A 16,795-nucleotide genomic window follows, 5' to 3' on the forward strand; every position below is an offset into this window, starting at 1 on the left:
GCGGGCCCGTGGCCGTGAGGCGGCCCACAGGACTTTGGTCCTCTACTACGGGGGGTCGTAGCGCGCACCCCTTGATGTACACGCGTCAATCACCGCGCTGACCTGCGGATTGAGAGCCACGTCACACGACGGACATTCGGCGTGGGTGCGACTTCCACTAGTAAATGGGGTCATTGCGGCGAGGTAACAGCCCTGCTTCTCTGGACGAGTCGCACGGCGCCGACGAGCCCACCCGGGCCTCGGCGCCGCCGCATGTCCCCCACAGATCCCCCGCGATCCACGGCGTGCGCAGCGACAGTCCCGTCCCCCACCGGAAGGTCCTCTGTGTCCGCCTCGCTCCTCCGCCGCATCGCTTCCCCGAAGAAGGCCCTCACCGGCGGCCTCGTCGCCGCAGCCGCCACCGGCATGGTCTTCGCCGCGGCACCCGCTCAGGCAGCCACCCCGACCACCGCGAAGGCCGCCGTCCCGGCCGCCGCCCCCGCCGCCGCTCCCGCCTCCGCCCAGGCGATCGCCAAGCAGATGATCCCGGACGCCGCGCAGTACCAGGCGTTCAGCAACATCGTCGCCCACGAGAGCGGCTGGAACCACACCGCGACCAACGCCTCCTCCGGCGCCTACGGCCTGGTCCAGGCGCTGCCCGGCTCGAAGATGGCCTCGGCGGGCGCGGACTGGAAGACCAACCCGGCGACCCAGATCAAGTGGGGCCTCGACTACATGAACGACCGCTACGGCAGCCCCGTCGGCGCGTGGAACTTCTGGCAGGCGAACGGCTGGTACTGAGGTTGCGGCCGCGCTTGACGCGCCGTTGATCACCGGCTTCGCCGAGTTCGTCCTCAAACGCCGGACGGGCTGGAACATCCAGCCCGTCCGGCGTTTGGCGTTCCTCAGAGCCGCTGGATGATCGTCCCCGTCGCCACCGCACCCCCCGCGCACATCGTCACCAGCGCGAACTCCTTGTCCCTGCGCTCCAGCTCGTGCAGGGCCGTGATGATGAGCCGCGCCCCCGTCGCCCCCACGGGGTGCCCGAGTGCGATCGCCCCACCGTTCACGTTGACCTTCTCCAGGTCCTGGCCGAAGACCTGGGCCCAGCTCAGCACCACGGACGCGAAGGCCTCGTTGATCTCGACGATGTCGATGTCCTTCAGGGACATCCCCGCCTTGCCGAGCACCGCGCGCGTCGCGTCGATCGGCCCGTCCAGGTGGAAGTGCGGGTCGGCGCCGACCAGTGCCTGGGCGACGATCCGGGCCCGCGGCTTCAGCTTCAGGGCCCGCGCCATCCGCTTGGACGCCCACATGATGGCCGCCGAACCGTCCGAGATCTGCGAGGAGTTGCCCGCGGTGTGCACGGCGGTCGGCATGACGGGCTTGAGTCCGCCGAGCCCCTCCATGGTCGTGTCGCGCAGCCCCTCGTCCCGGTCGACGAGCCGCCACATGCCCTGCCCCGCGGCCTGCTCCTCCTCGGTGGTGGGCACCTGCACGGCGAACGTCTCGCGTTTGAAGCGCTCCTCGGACCAGGCGGCCACGGCCCGTTCCTGCGAGATGAGGCCGAGCGAGTCGACGTTCTCGCGGGTGAGCCCGCGCTTGCGGGCGATGCGTTCGGCGGCCTCGAACTGGTTGGGCAGGTCGACGTTCCACTCGTCGGGGAAGGGCTTGCCGGGGCCGTGCTTGGAGCCGGAGCCGAGCGGCACCCGTGACATCGCCTCGACGCCGCAGCTGATCCCGACGTCGATGACACCGGCCGCGACCATGTTGGCGACCATGTGGCTCGCCTGCTGCGAGGACCCGCACTGGCAGTCGACGGTGGTGGCCGCGGTCTCGTACGGCAGTCCCATGGTGAGCCAGGCCGTGCGCGCCGGGTTCATGGACTGCTCCCCGGCGTGCGTCACGGTGCCGCCGACGATCTGCTCGACGCAGTCCGCGTGGATGCCGGTGCGGCCGAGGAGTTCGCGATAGGTCTCACCGAGCAGATAGGCGGGATGGAGATTGGCGAGCGCGCCGCCGCGCTTGCCGATGGGCGTGCGTACTGCTTCGACGATGACGGGTTCCGCGGCCATGGGCTCGTCCTCTCCCTCCACGTCCCGCGAGCCGTCCCGGCGGCTCGCGAGAGGAACTAGTACGCGTTCTAGTTCTGTTCTGCAGTCTGCTGAGCGGACCCCCGGCGCCGCAAGGGTCTTGCACGCACCTTGCGCGGGACCCACACGCAATCAGTCCGGTTGTGGGCCTTGCCTCTTGTAGAACCCGTTACTACCTTTCGAGCCATCTCCTGATGGACCGTCAGAACTCAGCACACGCCTGGAGTTGCCGATGCCCTGTCCAGCGCTGCCCGACGGGTTCGACTTCACCGATCCCGACCTGCTTCAAGACCGCGTGCCCCTCCCGGAGTTCGCACAGCTGCGGCAGACGGAACCGGTGCGCTGGATCACCCAGCCGCCCCGGATCTCCGGCTTCGACGACGCGGGCTACTGGGCCGTCACGCGGCACGAGGACGTCAAGTACGTCTCCACGCACCCGGAGTTGTTCTCCTCCAACCTCAACACCGCGGTCATCCGCTTCAACGAGTCCATCAGCAGGGACCAGATCGAGGTCCAGAAGCTGATCATGCTCAACATGGACCCGCCCGAGCACACCCGGGTCCGCCAGATCGTGCAGCGCGGCTTCACCCCCCGGGCCATCCGCTCCCTGGAAGAGGCCCTGCGCACCCGCGCCCGCTCCATCGTCGAGACGGCGCTCGACCGGGCGGGCCCCGACGGCAGCTTCGACTTCGTCACGAACGTCGCCGTCGAACTCCCCCTCCAGGCCATCGCCGAGCTGATCGGCGTCCCCCAGGAGGACCGCTCCAAGATCTTCGACTGGTCCAACAAGATGGCGGCGTACGACGACCCGGAGTACGCGATCACCGAGGAGATCGGCGCCGAGGCGGCCATGGAGATCGTCTCGTACTCGATGAATCTCGCCGCGGCCCGCAAGGAGTGCCCGGCCAAGGACATCGTCAGCCAGCTGGTGGCCGCGGAGGACGAAGGGAACCTCTCCTCCGACGAGTTCGGCTTCTTCGTGATCCTGCTCGCGGTGGCCGGCAACGAGACCACCCGCAACGCCATCACCCACGGCATGCACGCCTTCCTCACCCACCCCGGGCAGTGGGAGCTCTACAAGCGCGAGCGTCCCGACACGACGGCGGAGGAGATCGTGCGCTGGGCGACCCCGGTCGTCTCCTTCCAGCGCACCGCCACGCAGGACACCGAGATCGGCGACGCGCGCATCAAGATGGGCGACCGCGTCGGCGTCTTCTACTCCTCCGCCAACCACGACCCCGACGTCTTCGAGCACCCGGACGCGTTCGACATCACCCGGGACCCCAATCCGCACCTCGGCTTCGGCGGCGGCGGCCCGCACTTCTGCCTCGGCAAGTCCCTCGCGGTCCTGGAGATCAACCTCATCTTCAACGCGATAGCGGACGTCCTGCCGGACCTGCGGCTGGTCTCCGACCCCCGCAGGCTGCGCTCCGCCTGGCTCAACGGCGTCAAGGAGCTCCAGGTCAGCGCCCGCTGACCCGCCTCCAGGGAGGCAGGGGCCACCACCCCTCACGCCCCGCCCCTGCCTCCCCCGGAGGACAGAACCAACGTTTCCGTCGTGTGCCGCGTCTTGAGTGGTGAACCTTGCCTGTCCAAGACTTCGAACGGAAACGGTGGCCGTGGCCTCTGCCGACATCTCGCTCGCGCCGTCCGGCAGTTCACCCACCGAGCGGAATTCCACCTTCCGCGGGTTCTGCCGCCGCCACCGCATACCGCTGCTCGCCACCGTCCCCACCCTTCCCCTGTACGCGGTGTGGGCGATGTTCCTCGCGACCGGCGGCGGCGACCTCGCGGCGCAGGAGGCCTGGGCCCAATTCGCCTCCGAGCACGGCGCGGCCGCGTACAACCTCTTCTGGTACGGCGGCATGCACACCGCCAACTACAGCCTGATCTCGCCCTACTTGATGGCCGCGATCGGCGTGAAAACCGTGACGGTCCTGTCCGGCGTCGCGGGCGCCTGGCTGGCCGCCGCACTGGTCGGGCGCACCGGGATCCACCGACCCCTGTGGCCCGCGGTGCTCGCCTCGCTCGGGGTGTGGTGCAACGTCGCGTCCGGGCGCACCACGTTCGCGCTCGGCCTCGCCTTCGGCCTCGCCGCCTGCCTGGTCCTCGTCGGGGAGCGGCGCGTGGTCGTCGCCACCGTCTGCGCGGCGCTCGCCACCATGGCGTCCCCGGTCGCCGGGCTCTTCCTGGTGGTCGTGGGCGCGGGCCACTTCTTCGTACGCGACTGGGTGCGCACGGCCGTCCTCGTCGTGCCGCCCTTCGCGGTGGTGGCGACCACGACGGTGCTCTTCCCGTTCGACGGCGAGCAGCCGATGCCCTTCGACCGGATCTTCCCGCCGGTGATCTTCGGCCTCGCGCTCGTCCTCGCGGCCCCCGCGCACTGGCGGGTGCTGCGGTGGGGCGCCGGGATCTACGCGCTCGGCACCGTCCTGACGTATCTCGTCCCGTCCCCGATCGGCACGAACGTGGAGCGGCTCGCGGAGCTGTTCGGCCCCGCCGCGCTGCTCGCGGCGCTGCTCGCCCCCGGCCTGAACCGGGTGCGACGGGCCGCGCTCGCGCTGGCGCTCGTCCTGTCCTCGGCCTGGGTGGTGCAGAAGACCGTCGACGACCTCATGGTGTCGACGAAGGTGCCGAGGTGGGCGGCCGACACCCACGGCGTGGTGCGGGAGCTGGAGCGGCTCGGCGCCGACCGCGGCCGCGTCGAGGTGGTCCCGGCCCGCAACCACCGCGAGGCCACCGCGCTCGCCCCGTACGTGAACATGGCGCGCGGCTGGAACCGCCAGCTCGACATCGAACGCGGCCGCCTCTTCTACGACGGGACGTTCTCCGCGGCCACCTACCGCGCCTGGCTGGACCGTTGGGCCGTCGGGTACGTCGTCCTGCCGTCGGGCAGGCCGGACGGGCCCGCTGAGGACGAGGCGGCGCTGGTGACGAGCGAGCCCGACTGGCTGCAGCCGCTGTGGAAGGACGCGCACTGGCGGATCTACCGGGTGCGGAACTCGGTGCCGCTGGTGTCCGAGCCCGCGTCGGTGGTGCGTTCCACCGGCTCCGACGTGGTGGTCCGGGTGCCGAAGCGGGGTTCGGTGACCGTACGCCTCGTGTACTCGCCGTGGCTGCGGGCCGAGGGGGCCTGTCTGAAGCGGCATGGCGAGTTCACCCGCCTCTCGGTGCCGGCGCCCGGCACCTACAAGATCAGCTCGGGGTACGGTCCTTCGCCGCGCCGTCCTTCGACATGTCGATGACGGGTGGCGCCGCGGCCCCGGTGGCGACCTTCAGCGGCTGGCGCACCCGGGGTCCCGAGAGCAGATAGGTGAGGCCGAAGCCCGCGCCCACCACGGCCGCGCCGCCCACCGCGTCGAGCACCCAGTGGTTGCCGGTGCCCACGATCGCGGAGACCGTGAAGAACGGGTGCAGCAGGCCGAGCGCCTTCATCCACCACTTCGGCGCGACAACCGCGATGACCAGGCCGCACCACAGGGACCAGCCGAAGTGCAGCGAGGGCATCGCCGCGTACTGGTTGGTGAGGTCGGTCAGCGTGCCGTAGTTCGGCTTGGTGAAGTCCTGCGCGCCGTGCACCGTGTCGATGAAGCCGAGGTCGGGCATCAGGCGCGGCGGGGCGAGCGGATAGGCCCAGAAGCCGACGAGGGCGAGGACCGTCGCGAAGCCGAGCGCGGAGCGCGCCCAGCGGTACTCGGCGGGTCTGCGGACGTACAGGACGCCGAGCACGGTCAGCGGCACCACGAAGTGGAACGACGTGTAGTAGAAGTTGAAGAAGTCCTCCATCCAACCGGTCCGCGCCGTCAGCTGGTTGAACCAGTGCTCGATGTCGATGTGCAGGAACTGCTCGATCGCGTGGACCTGCTCGCCGTGCTGCTCGGCGGTGGCCCGGCCCCCGGAGATCGTGCCGCCCGTCGCGGCCAGCCTGACCTGCTGGTACGCGGAGTAGCCGACGCGGATCAGGAGCAGTTCGAGAAGCAGGTTCGGGCGGGTCAGGACGCGCCGCCAGAACGGGACGAGCGGCACCCGCTTCCAGCGGGCCGGGACGGGCGCCGCGTAGTCCGTGGGGATCGGCGAACGGTACTGCGGGTGCGTACGGGACAGGAACGGCACGACGACGGCGGCGGCCAGCGCTGCGATCAGTACGACGTTGTCCCTGATCGGCTCGGTGACCGGCATGTTCGGCAGCATCATCTTGGCGGGCAGCGTCGACACGAGGACGACGGCCACCGGCCACATGTACCGGTCGGACTGCTTCTTCCCGGCCCGGCCGACCACCGCGAACACCACCCACAGGAGCTGGTGCTGCCAGGTCGTCGGCGACACCGCGACGGCGACACAGCCGGTGATCGCGGTGGCGAGGAGCAGCTGCCCGTCCTTGGCGTAACGCACCGCGCGGCGCAGGCCGAGGCAGATGACCGCCCCGCTCAGGACGACGAACAGGCCGATCTCCAGGGGGCCTTCGAAACCGAACCGGAGCAGCATGCCGTGCAGCGACTGGTTCGCGTTGGCGTCCGGGCTCGCGCCGAGGCCCGCTCCCGCGAGGTGATGGATCCAGTACGTCCATGAGTCGTGCGGCATCGCGGCCCAGGCGAGCGCGGTGCAGGCGGCGAACGTGAGGCCGGTGGACGCGGCGGCCCTCCTGCGTCCGGTGAACCAGAGCAGTCCGGCGAAGAGCAGCATCGTCGGCTGCAGGGCGGCGCCGATGCCGATCAGGACACCGCTGGCCCGCTCGCCGCGCACGGTGAAGAGCCCGAGCAGGACGAGCAGGACCGGGATGATGCTGGTCTGGCCGAGGTACAGGGTGTTGCGCACCGGCAGGGAGAGGATCAGCAGGCTGATCGCCACGGGCGCGGCGAGCAGCGAGGTGAGCCGGGACACCGGATGGGGCAGGGCGCGGGCCGCGACCAGGCCGAGCACGACCACGAGGCCGAGCGTGCCGAACGTCCAGGCCCAGCCGAGCGCCTGCTCGGCGGAGCGTGCCAGGGGTTTGAGCACGAGACCCGCGAACGGTGTGCCGGTGAACTTGTCCGCGTCGTAGAGCGAGCCGTTCACATGCAGGACGCCGTTCGGCCCGATCCAGGTCTCCAGGTCGGTGAGGCGCTCGGTCGGCGGCGTGCGCAGGACGACGGTCACCTGACGGATCGCCAGGACGGCCGCCACCAGCCAGAGAACCGCACGGACCGCTCCGATATGCGCCTGGGGTCCACCCGCGTTGCCCGGTCCCCTGTGCTCAACGTTCGCCACGCGCCGTCAGCCCTCCTGCCCCGTTCGTCACGTACGCGGCCCTGCCCGTGCCCGGTCCGGAGACCGATCAGGGAGTCGCGCCCCTGCTGTGAGACGCACGCAACCACCATTTCACCTGGCAGCCACACCGGTTTCCATCGGCTTTTCGGGCGCTGTGCCCCACTGGACCCCATTCCTGCGGTGACGCCCCGGACCCCCGGCCGCGGTTCCCGGCCCCGGCAGCGACAAAGATCACAAGCAGGGCGTACCCCCACTACCCGTAGAAACATCGTTTGACCTGGACAGAAGCCATTTTCACGCGGTGCGCGTGCGACCATGTACCGACCGTAATGATGGCTGATGCACCTATGGTCGCTTTCGGGCCGCCCGGATCTGCGTGGGCGGCCTTGTCCTTGTCGTCGACCGAGAGCAGGCGAGCGAACCCTTGGCGAGCGCCACATCCGTCGCCCCCAGCGAGACCGGAACCGCCGCGCGGGTCCGGACCGATCAGGCCCCCGACGTCACCGTCACCGACCCCGCGATGGTCAAGCGCGCGGTGAAGGCCGCGGCCCTCGGCAACGCGATGGAGTGGTTCGACTTCGGCGTCTACAGCTATATCGCCGTGACGCTCGGCAAGGTCTTCTTCCCCTCGGGCAACCCCACGGCCCAGCTGCTCTCCACCTTCGGCGCCTTCGCCGCGGCCTTCCTGATCCGCCCGCTCGGCGGCATGGTCTTCGGCCCGCTCGGCGACCGCGTCGGCCGCCAGAAGGTCCTCGCCCTCACCATGATCATGATGGCGGCGGGCACCCTCGCCATCGGCCTGATCCCGTCCTACGCGACGATCGGCGTCTGGGCACCGATCCTGCTCCTCGCGGCCCGCCTGGTGCAGGGCTTCTCCACGGGCGGCGAGTACGCGGGCGCCTCCACGTTCATCGCCGAGTACGCCCCCGACAAGAAGCGCGGCTTCCTCGGCAGCTGGCTGGAGTTCGGCACGCTCGCCGGCTACATCGGCGGCGCGGGCCTGGTCACCCTGATGACGGCGGTCCTCTCCTCCGACGACCTCGTCTCCTGGGGCTGGCGCATCCCCTTCCTGATCGCGGGCCCGATGGGCCTGATCGGTCTCTACCTGCGCATGAAGCTCGAAGAGACCCCGGCATTCGCCGCCGAACTGGAGAAGGCCCACAAGGACGAGCAGTCCCGCCCGAAGGTGCGGCTGCGCGACATGATCGCGGGCCAGTGGAAGGCCCTCCTCCTCTGCATGGGCCTGGTCCTGGTCTTCAACGTCACCGACTACATGCTGCTGTCGTACATGCCCAGCTATCTGACCAGCGAGCTGGAGTACGACGAGACGCACGGGCTCCTGGTCATCCTGGTGGTCATGGCGCTGATGATGTGCGCCCAGCCGTTCATGGGCGCGCTCACCGACCGCGTCGGCCGCCGCCCCGTGATCGCCGCGGGCTGCGCCGGATTCTTCCTCCTCTCCGTCCCCGCCCTCCTCCTCATCCGCGAGGGCTCCCTCTGGGCGATCGGCCTCGGCCTCGGCGCGCTCGGCCTGCTCCTGGTCTGCTTCACCGCCTCGATGCCCTCGGCCCTCCCCGCCCTCTTCCCGACCAAGGTCCGCTACGGCTCCCTCTCCATCGGCTTCAACATCTCCGTCTCGGTCTTCGGCGGCACGACCCCCCTGGTCGTCACGGCCCTGATCGGCGCGACCGGCGACAAGATGATGCCCGCGTACTACATGATGGCCGCAGCCGTGATCGGCGGAATCGCCGTCTGGTACCTGACCGAATCAGCCCGCAAGCCCCTGCCGGGGTCGCCTCCGGCGGTGGAGACAGAGGCGGAGGCGATGGCTCTGCGCGAGCCCCACAGCCACTGAGCGGCGCCCCGCAAGGGGCACAGGGAACTACGCGACCAGCCCCGCAAGGGGCGCGGGGAACTGCGCGGCCGCCCCGTAAGGGGCGCGGGGAACTGCGCGACCAGCCCCCACAGACCCGAGGACGACGCACTCCACTTCCCACGGAGCGCTTAGCCCCTTCGACGCGTGAGGAGCGGGGCCAAGTTCCAGCCCCTCCGGCGTTTGAGGAGCGGGGTCTGGGGCGGAGCCCCAGGGGCGCGGGCCCACCTCCAGAGGGCTCACGCGCGGGGTCTGGGGCGGAGCCCCAGGGGCACGGGCCCACCTCCAGAGGGCTCACGCGCGGGGTCTGGGGCGGAGCCCCAGGGGCACGGGCCCACCTCCAGGGGGCTCACGCGCGGGGTCTGGGGCGGAGCCCCAGGGGCACGGGCCCACCCCCCGCGGTTCAAGCCCCGCAGGGAACCCCCGTCTGCCACCCCAAGAACAGCGGCACCTCCCCACCCCCATCGAGCACCACAACCCCGAACGGCCGCTCAAAGGCGACCCGCTCGACCCGCCGCGGGCGATACGCCCCACCCGGCGCCATCGGCACCGCCGTGACCGCCGCCGCCTCGACCCCCTCCTCCGCCACCTTCACGACCGCCTCCTGCACAACCTGCGATATCGCAAGCCGCTCCGGCGACATCCCGGAGAAGTCCGCGGCGTCGGTCATGGCCCACCGCACCCCCAGCGCGGCCAACTGCTCCGTCGCATCGGTCCGCGTCCGCAGCGACAGCCGGGGCAGCGCCATGACGATCTGCTCGGCGTCGATGCCGGACCACCGCTCCTGCGCCGCCCACCCGAGCGGCAGCACCGCGCCGGGCCCCGCACCGGGCTCCCCCAGGACGAAGCGGACCCGCACCGGCGCCCGCCCGCCGCGCGCGGCGCACCGCATCTCGACGACGCGCGCACGGCCGCCGTCCCCCGCGTCCCGGTCCACCACCCACGCGTCCCCCGGCGCGACGGCCCGCCGCATCGTGGGCACCTGATGGACATCGCCCGCCGCGTCTGTGAAGGCGGCGTCCCGCGTGCCCGCCCCCTCGAAGGGGTCCTCCCAACGCGCCTTCAACGCCAGCGCGTTGACCAGGAGGAGCAGCGTGTCCGGGGTGACGACCACCGGGAGGCGCTCGATCATCCCGTCCGTGGCCTCCCGCACCCACGCGTCGACGGCGTCCGGTTCCATCGGCCCGAAGCCGACGTCGGGCAGCGCCTCTCGGTACTCCCGGTGGACCGGAACCCTGCTCCACACGCGCGTGGCGACGCCCAACGCGTCCGTGCCCGCGAGGGCCCGCGCCCCGTCCGTGACGGCACGCGCCGCGTCGGGCCCGGCGGCGCCGAGCAACTCCCGCAGCTCGTCGGCGGTTTCCCCGCGCGCGCCCGCCGCGACGGCGGTCAGGGCGAGCCACAGACCCGCGGGCGAGCACACGAAGTCACCGGTGCCGCCGCCCTCTTGGGCCGTCGCCGCCATCTCGGGAAGCCACCGCTCGGCAAGCCCGCGGATCGCCGCCGCGGGCAGCGCCTGCCCCACTTCGTACGTCATGCCGTCCCCCGTAGTCACCCGCCGTGCCCGCCATCGCCGCGCAGGCGATCGTCAACCCCCAGTATGCGAGCCACCACTGACAATCCACCGCGCCAGGGCTAGGCTCCTTAGCGAACCTAACTAGACAGTCGAAGGGAACGTACGAACCACATGACTCAGCAGCAGTGGAACTCCGTCGACGCCTACTTCACCGACCTCCTCGCCCCGGCCGACGAGACCCTCACCGCCGCCCTGCGGGACAGCGACGCGGCCGGCCTCCCGCAGATCAACGTCGCCCCGAACCAGGGCAAGCTGCTTCAGCTGCTCGCCCAGATCCAGGGCGCCCGCCGCATCCTGGAGATCGGCACGCTCGGCGGCTACAGCACGATCTGGCTGGCCCGCGCGCTGCCCGCCGACGGCCACCTCATCACCCTCGAATTCAAGCCCGAGCACGCCGAAGTGGCCCGGGGCAACCTCGCACGCGCCGGGCTCGACAAGATCACGGAGGTCCGCGTGGGCCCCGCCGTCGACTCGCTCGCCGCACTCGCCGCGGAGGGCCCCGAGCCCTTCGACCTCGTCTTCATCGACGCCGACAAGGCCAACAACCCGCGCTACGTGGAGTGGTCGCTCAAGCTCACCCGGCCGGGCAGCCTGATCGTCCTCGACAACGTCGTACGGAGCGGCGCCGTCACCGACCCCGACAGCACCGACCCGAGCGTCCAGGGCACCCGCGCCGCGCTCGACATCATGGCGGAGCACCCCAAGCTGAGCGCCACGGCGCTGCAGACGGTGGGCACTAAGGGGTACGACGGCTTCGCACTGGCACGCGTACTCGACTGACCCGACGCACCCGACACACCCCGGACCAGGCCCTCCGGACCACCCCGGCTCAACTCTCGTGGTAAAAGCCCACGTTCACGCTGCGCGGCCCCGCCCTGTCCTGGATGACGACCTCGCCGGAGCCGCCTCGGGGAAGCGGCTCCGTCGCCCCGTACGCGAGGGGCCGCGCGGCGCCCTGCGACACCACCCGCACCTCGGACGCGGGGTCGGGGTTCGAGCCGCGCAGCCAGGTGACCGACCAGGACCCGTCGGGCCCGCAGCGGAACTCCAGGTGCGCGCGGGACACGAACAGCCAGTCCTCGGGCGGCACGAGCCCGCACCTGCCCCGGTCGCGCCCCACGCGCAGCACCGCGCCCGGCTCGCTCGACGCGTCGGCCATGTGCATGCCCGCGGTCGCACCCGACTCCACCCCGGACACCGAGGCCATGGTCAGCTCCAGCACGTACGTACTCCCCCTCGACTCACGACGGTTCCAGCGCGGTTGACGCGCGCCGCCGCATCTTAGGTCGGCCCACCCGCGCCCGCACACCCTCCTTGGGACAATGGACCCATGACTGAGCGCAAGCCACCTGGAGTGAATTTCGAGTCCTGGATCGACAAGCAGATCAGGGAGGCCGAACAGCGCGGCGACTTCGCCGAGCTGCCGGGCAGGGGCAAGCCGCTGCCGGGCGACCAGACCGCGCCGTACGACGAACTGTGGTGGATCAAGCAGAAGTTGGCCCGCGAAGGCGTCTCCGTCCTCTCCCCGACGCTCGCCCTGCGCAAGGAGGCCGAGGACGTGCTCGCCGCGGCCGCCGACGCCCCCTCCGAACGCGTGGCGCGACAGCTCGTGACGGAGCTCAACGACAAGATCCGCGAGGCCCTGCGCAGACCGCCGCCGGGCCCGCCGCTCGGCCTCGCCCCCTTCGACCTCGACGAAGTGGCCCGCACCTGGCGAGACCGCCACGGGACGTGAGATGACGCGACGCGCCGTTTGACGGGGCGCTTCCTGGCAACCCGTCCCGGGGACAGGCACCGGGCCCGTGCACCGGCCGGTCCCGGTGCACGGGCCGTTCCCAGGCCCGCTCCCCAGGCCCGATCCCCGGGCCACACCCCGGGAAGGCACCCATCCCATGTCCACAGTCATGATCATCGTGCTGATCGCGGCCGTCGTGGTCCTCGTCGCGACCGCGGGCCTCGCACTGGCCCGCGGGCTGCCTCGCACGGGCGGCGGCCGCCGTCTGAAGCGGCGCTTCGGACCCGAGTACGACCGCGCGGTCGCCCGGCACGACGGCGACACCAGGGCCGCCGAACGCGACCTCGCCGAACGCGTGAAGCGGCACGGCTCCCTGCGGACGCTGCCGCTCGACCCCGCGGCACGCGAGCGGTACACGGCCCGCTGGTCCGTCGCCCAGGAACGCTTCGTCGAGTCCCCGCGCGAGGCGGTGGCCGAGGCGGACCGGCTCATCGCCGAACTGGCCGGCGCCCGCGGCTACCCCGACAGCGGCCACTACGAGGACCAGCTGGACGCCCTCTCCGTGCACCACGCCGACCATGTGCACGGCTACCGCGGCGTGCACCGCGCGTCGCTCACCGCGAAGGACACCGAGCCGGACGGCACCATCACGAACGAGGCGGACGAGACAGCCAGGACGAGCCCGGCGGACACCGAGAAGATGCGCGCCGCCATGATCGAGGCACGGGCCCTCTTCGACGACCTCCTGTCGGACCCGGCCGACCGCTCCGCCCCGCACCACCCCGGCCAGCACAAGAACCCGCCCGGCAAGCGCTCAACAGGCCTCTTCCGAAGGGGAGTCCAGCATGGCTGACACCACCGCCCTCTTCCCGCCCGACGAACGCGACAAGCTGCTCCTGCGCCTCCAGAACGCCGTGGGCGGCTTCGTGGACGGCCCCCGCTCGGCGGTGGAGGATGCCGACCGTGTCCTGGAGGACACGATCGCCCGCCTCACGGCCACCCTCACGGACCGCCACCGCACCCTCCACACGACCTGGCAGCCCACCCCGCCCCCGGACACCCCATCCCCGGACACCCCCGCCGCAGACGCCCCCGCTGACACGGAACAACTCCGCCTCGCCCTCTGCGACTACCGCGAGACGACCGAGCGCCTGCTCCACATCTGACGCCTCACACCGCCCCGACACCTCCGTGCGGCAGGATGGCCGTATGAGCATCGTGAAGATCAACGCCCTCACCGTCCCCGCGGAACAGCGCGACATCCTGGAGAAGCGCTTCTCCTCCCGCGCGGGCTCCGTGGAGAACTCCGACGGCTTCGAGTGGTTCGAACTCCTGCGCCCCATCGAGGGCACCGAGCAGTACCTCGTCTACACCCGCTGGCGCGACGAGGCCTCCTTCCAGGCGTGGATGGAGGGCCCCATGAAGGCCGCGCACCAGCAGGGCGGCGGCCCGGGTGCGGGTGAGGGCGGCGAGCGGCCCAAGCCCGCCGCCTCCGGCTCCACCCTCTGGTCCTTCGAGGTCGTCCAGCAGGCCGCGCCCAAGGGCTGACCCGCACGACACGACACCGCACGGCGCCACGCGGCCCCTCGCCGCGCCCGCGCCCGCGCCCCGTGAGCGAATTCGCTTGCGGGGCGCCGCCCTTCGCGTCCCAGAATGACGCCATGACCCACACCCGCACCGACACCACCGCCACCTGGACCGTCGCCCCCGAGCCGTACGACTCGCCCGTCGCCGCCGCGCTGTGGCGCTCGTACTACACGGAGGTCAGCGACCGCTGGTATCTGCTCCACGAGGGGCACCCCACGGACCCCGACGAGCTGGAGCGCGAGATCGCCGCGGAGAGCGGGCGCGATCTCGCGGCGCCGGGCGGTGAGCTGCTGGTCGCGCGGTACGGGGGCGAGCCCGCGGGGACGGCGGGTGTGCGGCTGCTCGATGCGACGACGGCCGAGCTCAAGCGCGTCTTCGTACGGGAGGAGCTGCGCGGCAAGGGCGGCGCTCCCGTCCTCGTCGCCGCCGCGGAGGACGCGGCCCGCGCGCTCGGCGCCGAGCGCATCATCCTCGACACCCGCACCGACCTGGTGGAGGCCCGCACCCTGTACGAGCGGCTCGGGTACGAGGAGACCGAGCCGTTCACGGAGCGGATGTACGCCGAGCACTGGTACGCCAAGAAGCTGACGTCACCCGGCACCGACTGACGCCGACCCGTCCTGCGGCCGCTCCGACTCCGAACCGCACAGTTCGGCGCTGAGTTCCTCGACCAGCTGGGCCAGGTCGGTCGGCTGCTCGGGCCCCCACCAGTCGCCGAGCAGTTCGGACAGGGACTCCTCGCGGGCCTTGGCCAGCTTGCCCGCGACCTCGCGGCCCCGGTCGGTCAGGACCATCTCAAGGCCCTGCCGTTCGGCGAGACGGCGCTCCTCGACCTGGCGGGCGGCCGCCGTGATGACGGTCAGCGGCACCGTGGTGCGCTCGGCGAGCACGGCGGGTTCGACGGAGCCGTGCCGGGAGATGCGCAGGAGCAGCCAACTGGCCGCGGGCAGCAGGTCGTAGCCCGCCCGCGCCGTGATCTTCTCGTAGATCTCGCGGCGCCCCTCGCGCGTCCCGAGCACCGAGAGGGCCCGCGCCACCTCGTCGTACGAAGAACGCTCCACGGGGTTGCTGGCCAGCGTCTGCGTCGGATCGGGCGCCGTGACCGAGCCGCGCAGCTTGTCCTCCTTCAGGAACCAGGCGAGGACGAAGGCGACGAGGGCGACCGGCGCCGCGTACAGGAAGACGTCCGTGATCGACGAGGCGTACGCGTGCAGGGCGCTGGGGCGCAGGTCGGCGGGGAGTTTCGCGATGCCGCGCGGGTCGGCCTCCAGGGCGCCGACGCTCAGGCCCGGCGGCAGCTGCTGTCCGGCGAGCGCGTCGGTGAGCTTGTCGCCGAGCCGGTTGGTGAAGATCGTGCCGAAGATCGCGACGCCGAAGGAGGCGCCGATGGAGCGGAAGAACGTCGCGCCGGACGTGGCGACGCCCAGGTCCTCGTAGCTGACCGCGTTCTGCACGATGAGCACGAGCACCTGCATGACCAGGCCGAGACCCAGACCGAAGACGAAGAAGTAGGCGCTCATCTCGACGGTGGGGCTGTTCTCGTTCAGCTGGTGGAGCAGGAGCAGGCCGAGCGTGGTGACGGCGGTGCCCGCGACGGGGAAGACCTTCCAGCGGCCCGTGCGGCTGACGATCTGCCCTGACGCGGTGGTCGACAGGAGCATGCCCGCCACCATGGGCAGCATGTGCACGCCCGACATGGTCGGCGTGACCCCCTGCACGACCTGGAGGAACGTCGGCAGATAGGTCATCGCCCCGAACATCGCGAAGCCCACGATGAAGCTGATGACGGCGGAGAGCGTGAAGGTGCGGATCCGGAACAGCTTCAGCGGAAGCACCGGCTCCGCGGCCTTCTTCTCCACCGCGACGAAGGCCAGGGCGAGGAGCACGCCGAGCACCGCGAGCCCGATGATCTGCGGCGATCCCCAGCCCCAGGTGGTGCCGCCGAGCGAGGCGACGAGGACCAGACAGGTGGCGACGGACGCGATCAGGAACGTGCCCAGATAGTCGATGGTGTGCTTCGTGTCGCGCACCGGGATGTGCAGCGTGGTGGCGATGACGAGGAGGGCGATCACGCCGATCGGCAGGTTGATGTAGAAGACCCAGCGCCAGCTGAGGTGTTCGGTGAAGAGCCCGCCGAGCAGCGGCCCGAGGACGCTGGTCGCACCGAAGACCGCGCCGAACAGGCCCTGGTACTTGCCGCGTTCGCGCGGCGACACGAGGTCGCCGACGATCGCCATGGAAAGCACCATGAGCCCGCCGCCGCCCAGGCCCTGCAGCGCGCGGAACCCGATGAGCTGCGGCATGTTCTGCGCCATGCCGCACAGCGCCGAGCCGACCAGGAAGATCACGATCGCGGTCTGGAAGAGCTTCTTGCGGCCGTACTGGTCGCCGAGCTTGCCCCACAGCGGGGTCGCGGCCGTCGAGGCCAGCATGTACGCGGTGACGACCCAGGACAGATGCTCCATGCCGCCGAGCTCGCTGACGATGGTCGGCAGCGCGGTCGACACGATGGTCTGGTCGAGGGCCGCGAGCAGCATCCCGAGGAGCAGCGCGCCGATGGACACCAGCACGCCGCCGTGCGCGTGCTCCGCCGGCGGTCCCGGCACGGGCTCCGGCCCGGCGGCGCGGGCGCTCACGTCCTGCGTCATGACACCTCCTGAGGGCGCCTCCTGAGGGCAGCCCCTGGACAGCCCTGGAGGGCCTCC

The 16,795-nt window shown here is 71.3% G+C and carries 15 protein-coding genes; 10 read left to right on the top strand and 5 right to left on the bottom strand.

From position 1 onward, the window contains the following. Positions 1-324 precede the first annotated feature (324 nt). Complete coding sequence (locus ACFWZ2_RS06280) at positions 325-780, top strand: transglycosylase SLT domain-containing protein (protein WP_384542597.1); 456 nt, start codon at positions 325-327, stop codon at positions 778-780. Between the two features lie 104 nt (positions 781-884). Here ACFWZ2_RS06280 and ACFWZ2_RS06285 read toward each other — a convergent pair whose 3' ends face one another. Further along, on the bottom strand, positions 885-2,054 hold the full coding sequence (locus tag ACFWZ2_RS06285) for a steroid 3-ketoacyl-CoA thiolase (RefSeq protein ID WP_384542599.1): 1,170 nt from the start codon (positions 2,052-2,054) through the stop codon (positions 885-887). 250 nt (positions 2,055-2,304) lie between these two features. Between ACFWZ2_RS06285 and ACFWZ2_RS06290 the strand changes: the two genes are divergently transcribed. Next, on the top strand, positions 2,305-3,549 hold the full coding sequence (locus ACFWZ2_RS06290; protein WP_384542601.1) for a cytochrome P450: 1,245 nt from the start codon (positions 2,305-2,307) through the stop codon (positions 3,547-3,549). Positions 3,550-3,685: 136 nt separating this feature from the next. Next, the gene (locus tag ACFWZ2_RS06295) at positions 3,686-5,317 is read left to right on the top strand and encodes a glycosyltransferase family 87 protein (RefSeq protein ID WP_384542603.1); all 1,632 of its coding nucleotides are present in this window, start codon (positions 3,686-3,688) and stop codon (positions 5,315-5,317) included. Here the strand turns inward: ACFWZ2_RS06295 and ACFWZ2_RS06300 are convergent. Next, positions 5,268-7,319, bottom strand: a complete 2,052-nt coding sequence (locus ACFWZ2_RS06300; protein ID WP_384542606.1) for a bifunctional glycosyltransferase 87/phosphatase PAP2 family protein — start codon at positions 7,317-7,319, stop codon at positions 5,268-5,270. The genes ACFWZ2_RS06295 and ACFWZ2_RS06300 overlap by 50 nt on opposite strands. A gap of 424 nt (positions 7,320-7,743) precedes the next feature. Here ACFWZ2_RS06300 and proP point away from each other — a divergent pair, with 424 nt between their 5' ends. Beyond that, positions 7,744-9,174 (top strand): glycine betaine/L-proline transporter ProP, encoded by a 1,431-nt coding sequence (gene proP / locus ACFWZ2_RS06305; RefSeq protein ID WP_384542609.1) that lies wholly within the window; start codon positions 7,744-7,746, stop codon positions 9,172-9,174. A gap of 421 nt (positions 9,175-9,595) precedes the next feature. On the opposite strand, the gene ACFWZ2_RS06310 is transcribed toward proP, so the two are convergent. Beyond that, positions 9,596-10,729, bottom strand: coding sequence for a serpin family protein (locus ACFWZ2_RS06310; RefSeq protein WP_384542612.1), 1,134 nt, complete (start codon positions 10,727-10,729; stop codon positions 9,596-9,598). 150 nt (positions 10,730-10,879) lie between these two features. Here ACFWZ2_RS06310 and ACFWZ2_RS06315 point away from each other — a divergent pair, with 150 nt between their 5' ends. Continuing rightward, positions 10,880-11,548, top strand: coding sequence for an O-methyltransferase (locus ACFWZ2_RS06315; protein ID WP_384542614.1), 669 nt, complete (start codon positions 10,880-10,882; stop codon positions 11,546-11,548). A gap of 49 nt (positions 11,549-11,597) precedes the next feature. Here the strand turns inward: ACFWZ2_RS06315 and ACFWZ2_RS06320 are convergent, their stop codons facing one another. Beyond that, positions 11,598-11,990, bottom strand: coding sequence for a hypothetical protein (locus ACFWZ2_RS06320; protein WP_384542616.1), 393 nt, complete (start codon positions 11,988-11,990; stop codon positions 11,598-11,600). Between the two features lie 108 nt (positions 11,991-12,098). Between ACFWZ2_RS06320 and ACFWZ2_RS06325 the strand changes: the two genes are divergently transcribed. From ACFWZ2_RS06325 to ACFWZ2_RS06345, 5 genes are all read left to right on the top strand, one after another. Then, complete coding sequence (locus tag ACFWZ2_RS06325; protein ID WP_384542619.1) at positions 12,099-12,503, top strand: DUF1992 domain-containing protein; 405 nt, start codon at positions 12,099-12,101, stop codon at positions 12,501-12,503. A gap of 157 nt (positions 12,504-12,660) precedes the next feature. Next, positions 12,661-13,356 carry a hypothetical protein gene (locus ACFWZ2_RS06330; RefSeq protein ID WP_384542622.1) on the top strand — a complete coding sequence of 232 codons (696 nt, stop codon included), beginning with the start codon at positions 12,661-12,663 and terminating at the stop codon, positions 13,354-13,356. Then, entirely contained in the window at positions 13,349-13,669 is a 321-nt protein-coding gene (locus tag ACFWZ2_RS06335) for a hypothetical protein (protein WP_384542624.1), read from the top strand. Before ACFWZ2_RS06330 ends, ACFWZ2_RS06335 begins: the two co-directional genes overlap by 8 nt. 43 nt (positions 13,670-13,712) lie before the next feature. Then, the gene (locus ACFWZ2_RS06340; protein WP_384542627.1) at positions 13,713-14,051 is read left to right on the top strand and encodes an antibiotic biosynthesis monooxygenase family protein; all 339 of its coding nucleotides are present in this window, start codon (positions 13,713-13,715) and stop codon (positions 14,049-14,051) included. A 113-nt stretch (positions 14,052-14,164) separates the two neighbouring features. Then, positions 14,165-14,698, top strand: a complete 534-nt coding sequence (locus ACFWZ2_RS06345; protein WP_384542629.1) for a GNAT family N-acetyltransferase — start codon at positions 14,165-14,167, stop codon at positions 14,696-14,698. On the opposite strand, the gene ACFWZ2_RS06350 is transcribed toward ACFWZ2_RS06345, so the two are convergent. Then, positions 14,681-16,738: a DHA2 family efflux MFS transporter permease subunit gene (locus ACFWZ2_RS06350; protein ID WP_384542632.1), complete on the bottom strand. Its 2,058-nt coding sequence runs from the start codon at positions 16,736-16,738 to the stop codon at positions 14,681-14,683. The genes ACFWZ2_RS06345 and ACFWZ2_RS06350 overlap by 18 nt on opposite strands. Between the last annotated feature and the right edge of the window lie 57 nt (positions 16,739-16,795).

The organism is Streptomyces sp. NPDC059002, from assembly GCF_042740435.1.
In the GTDB taxonomy this organism is placed as follows: Bacteria; Actinomycetota; Actinomycetes; order Streptomycetales; family Streptomycetaceae; genus Streptomyces.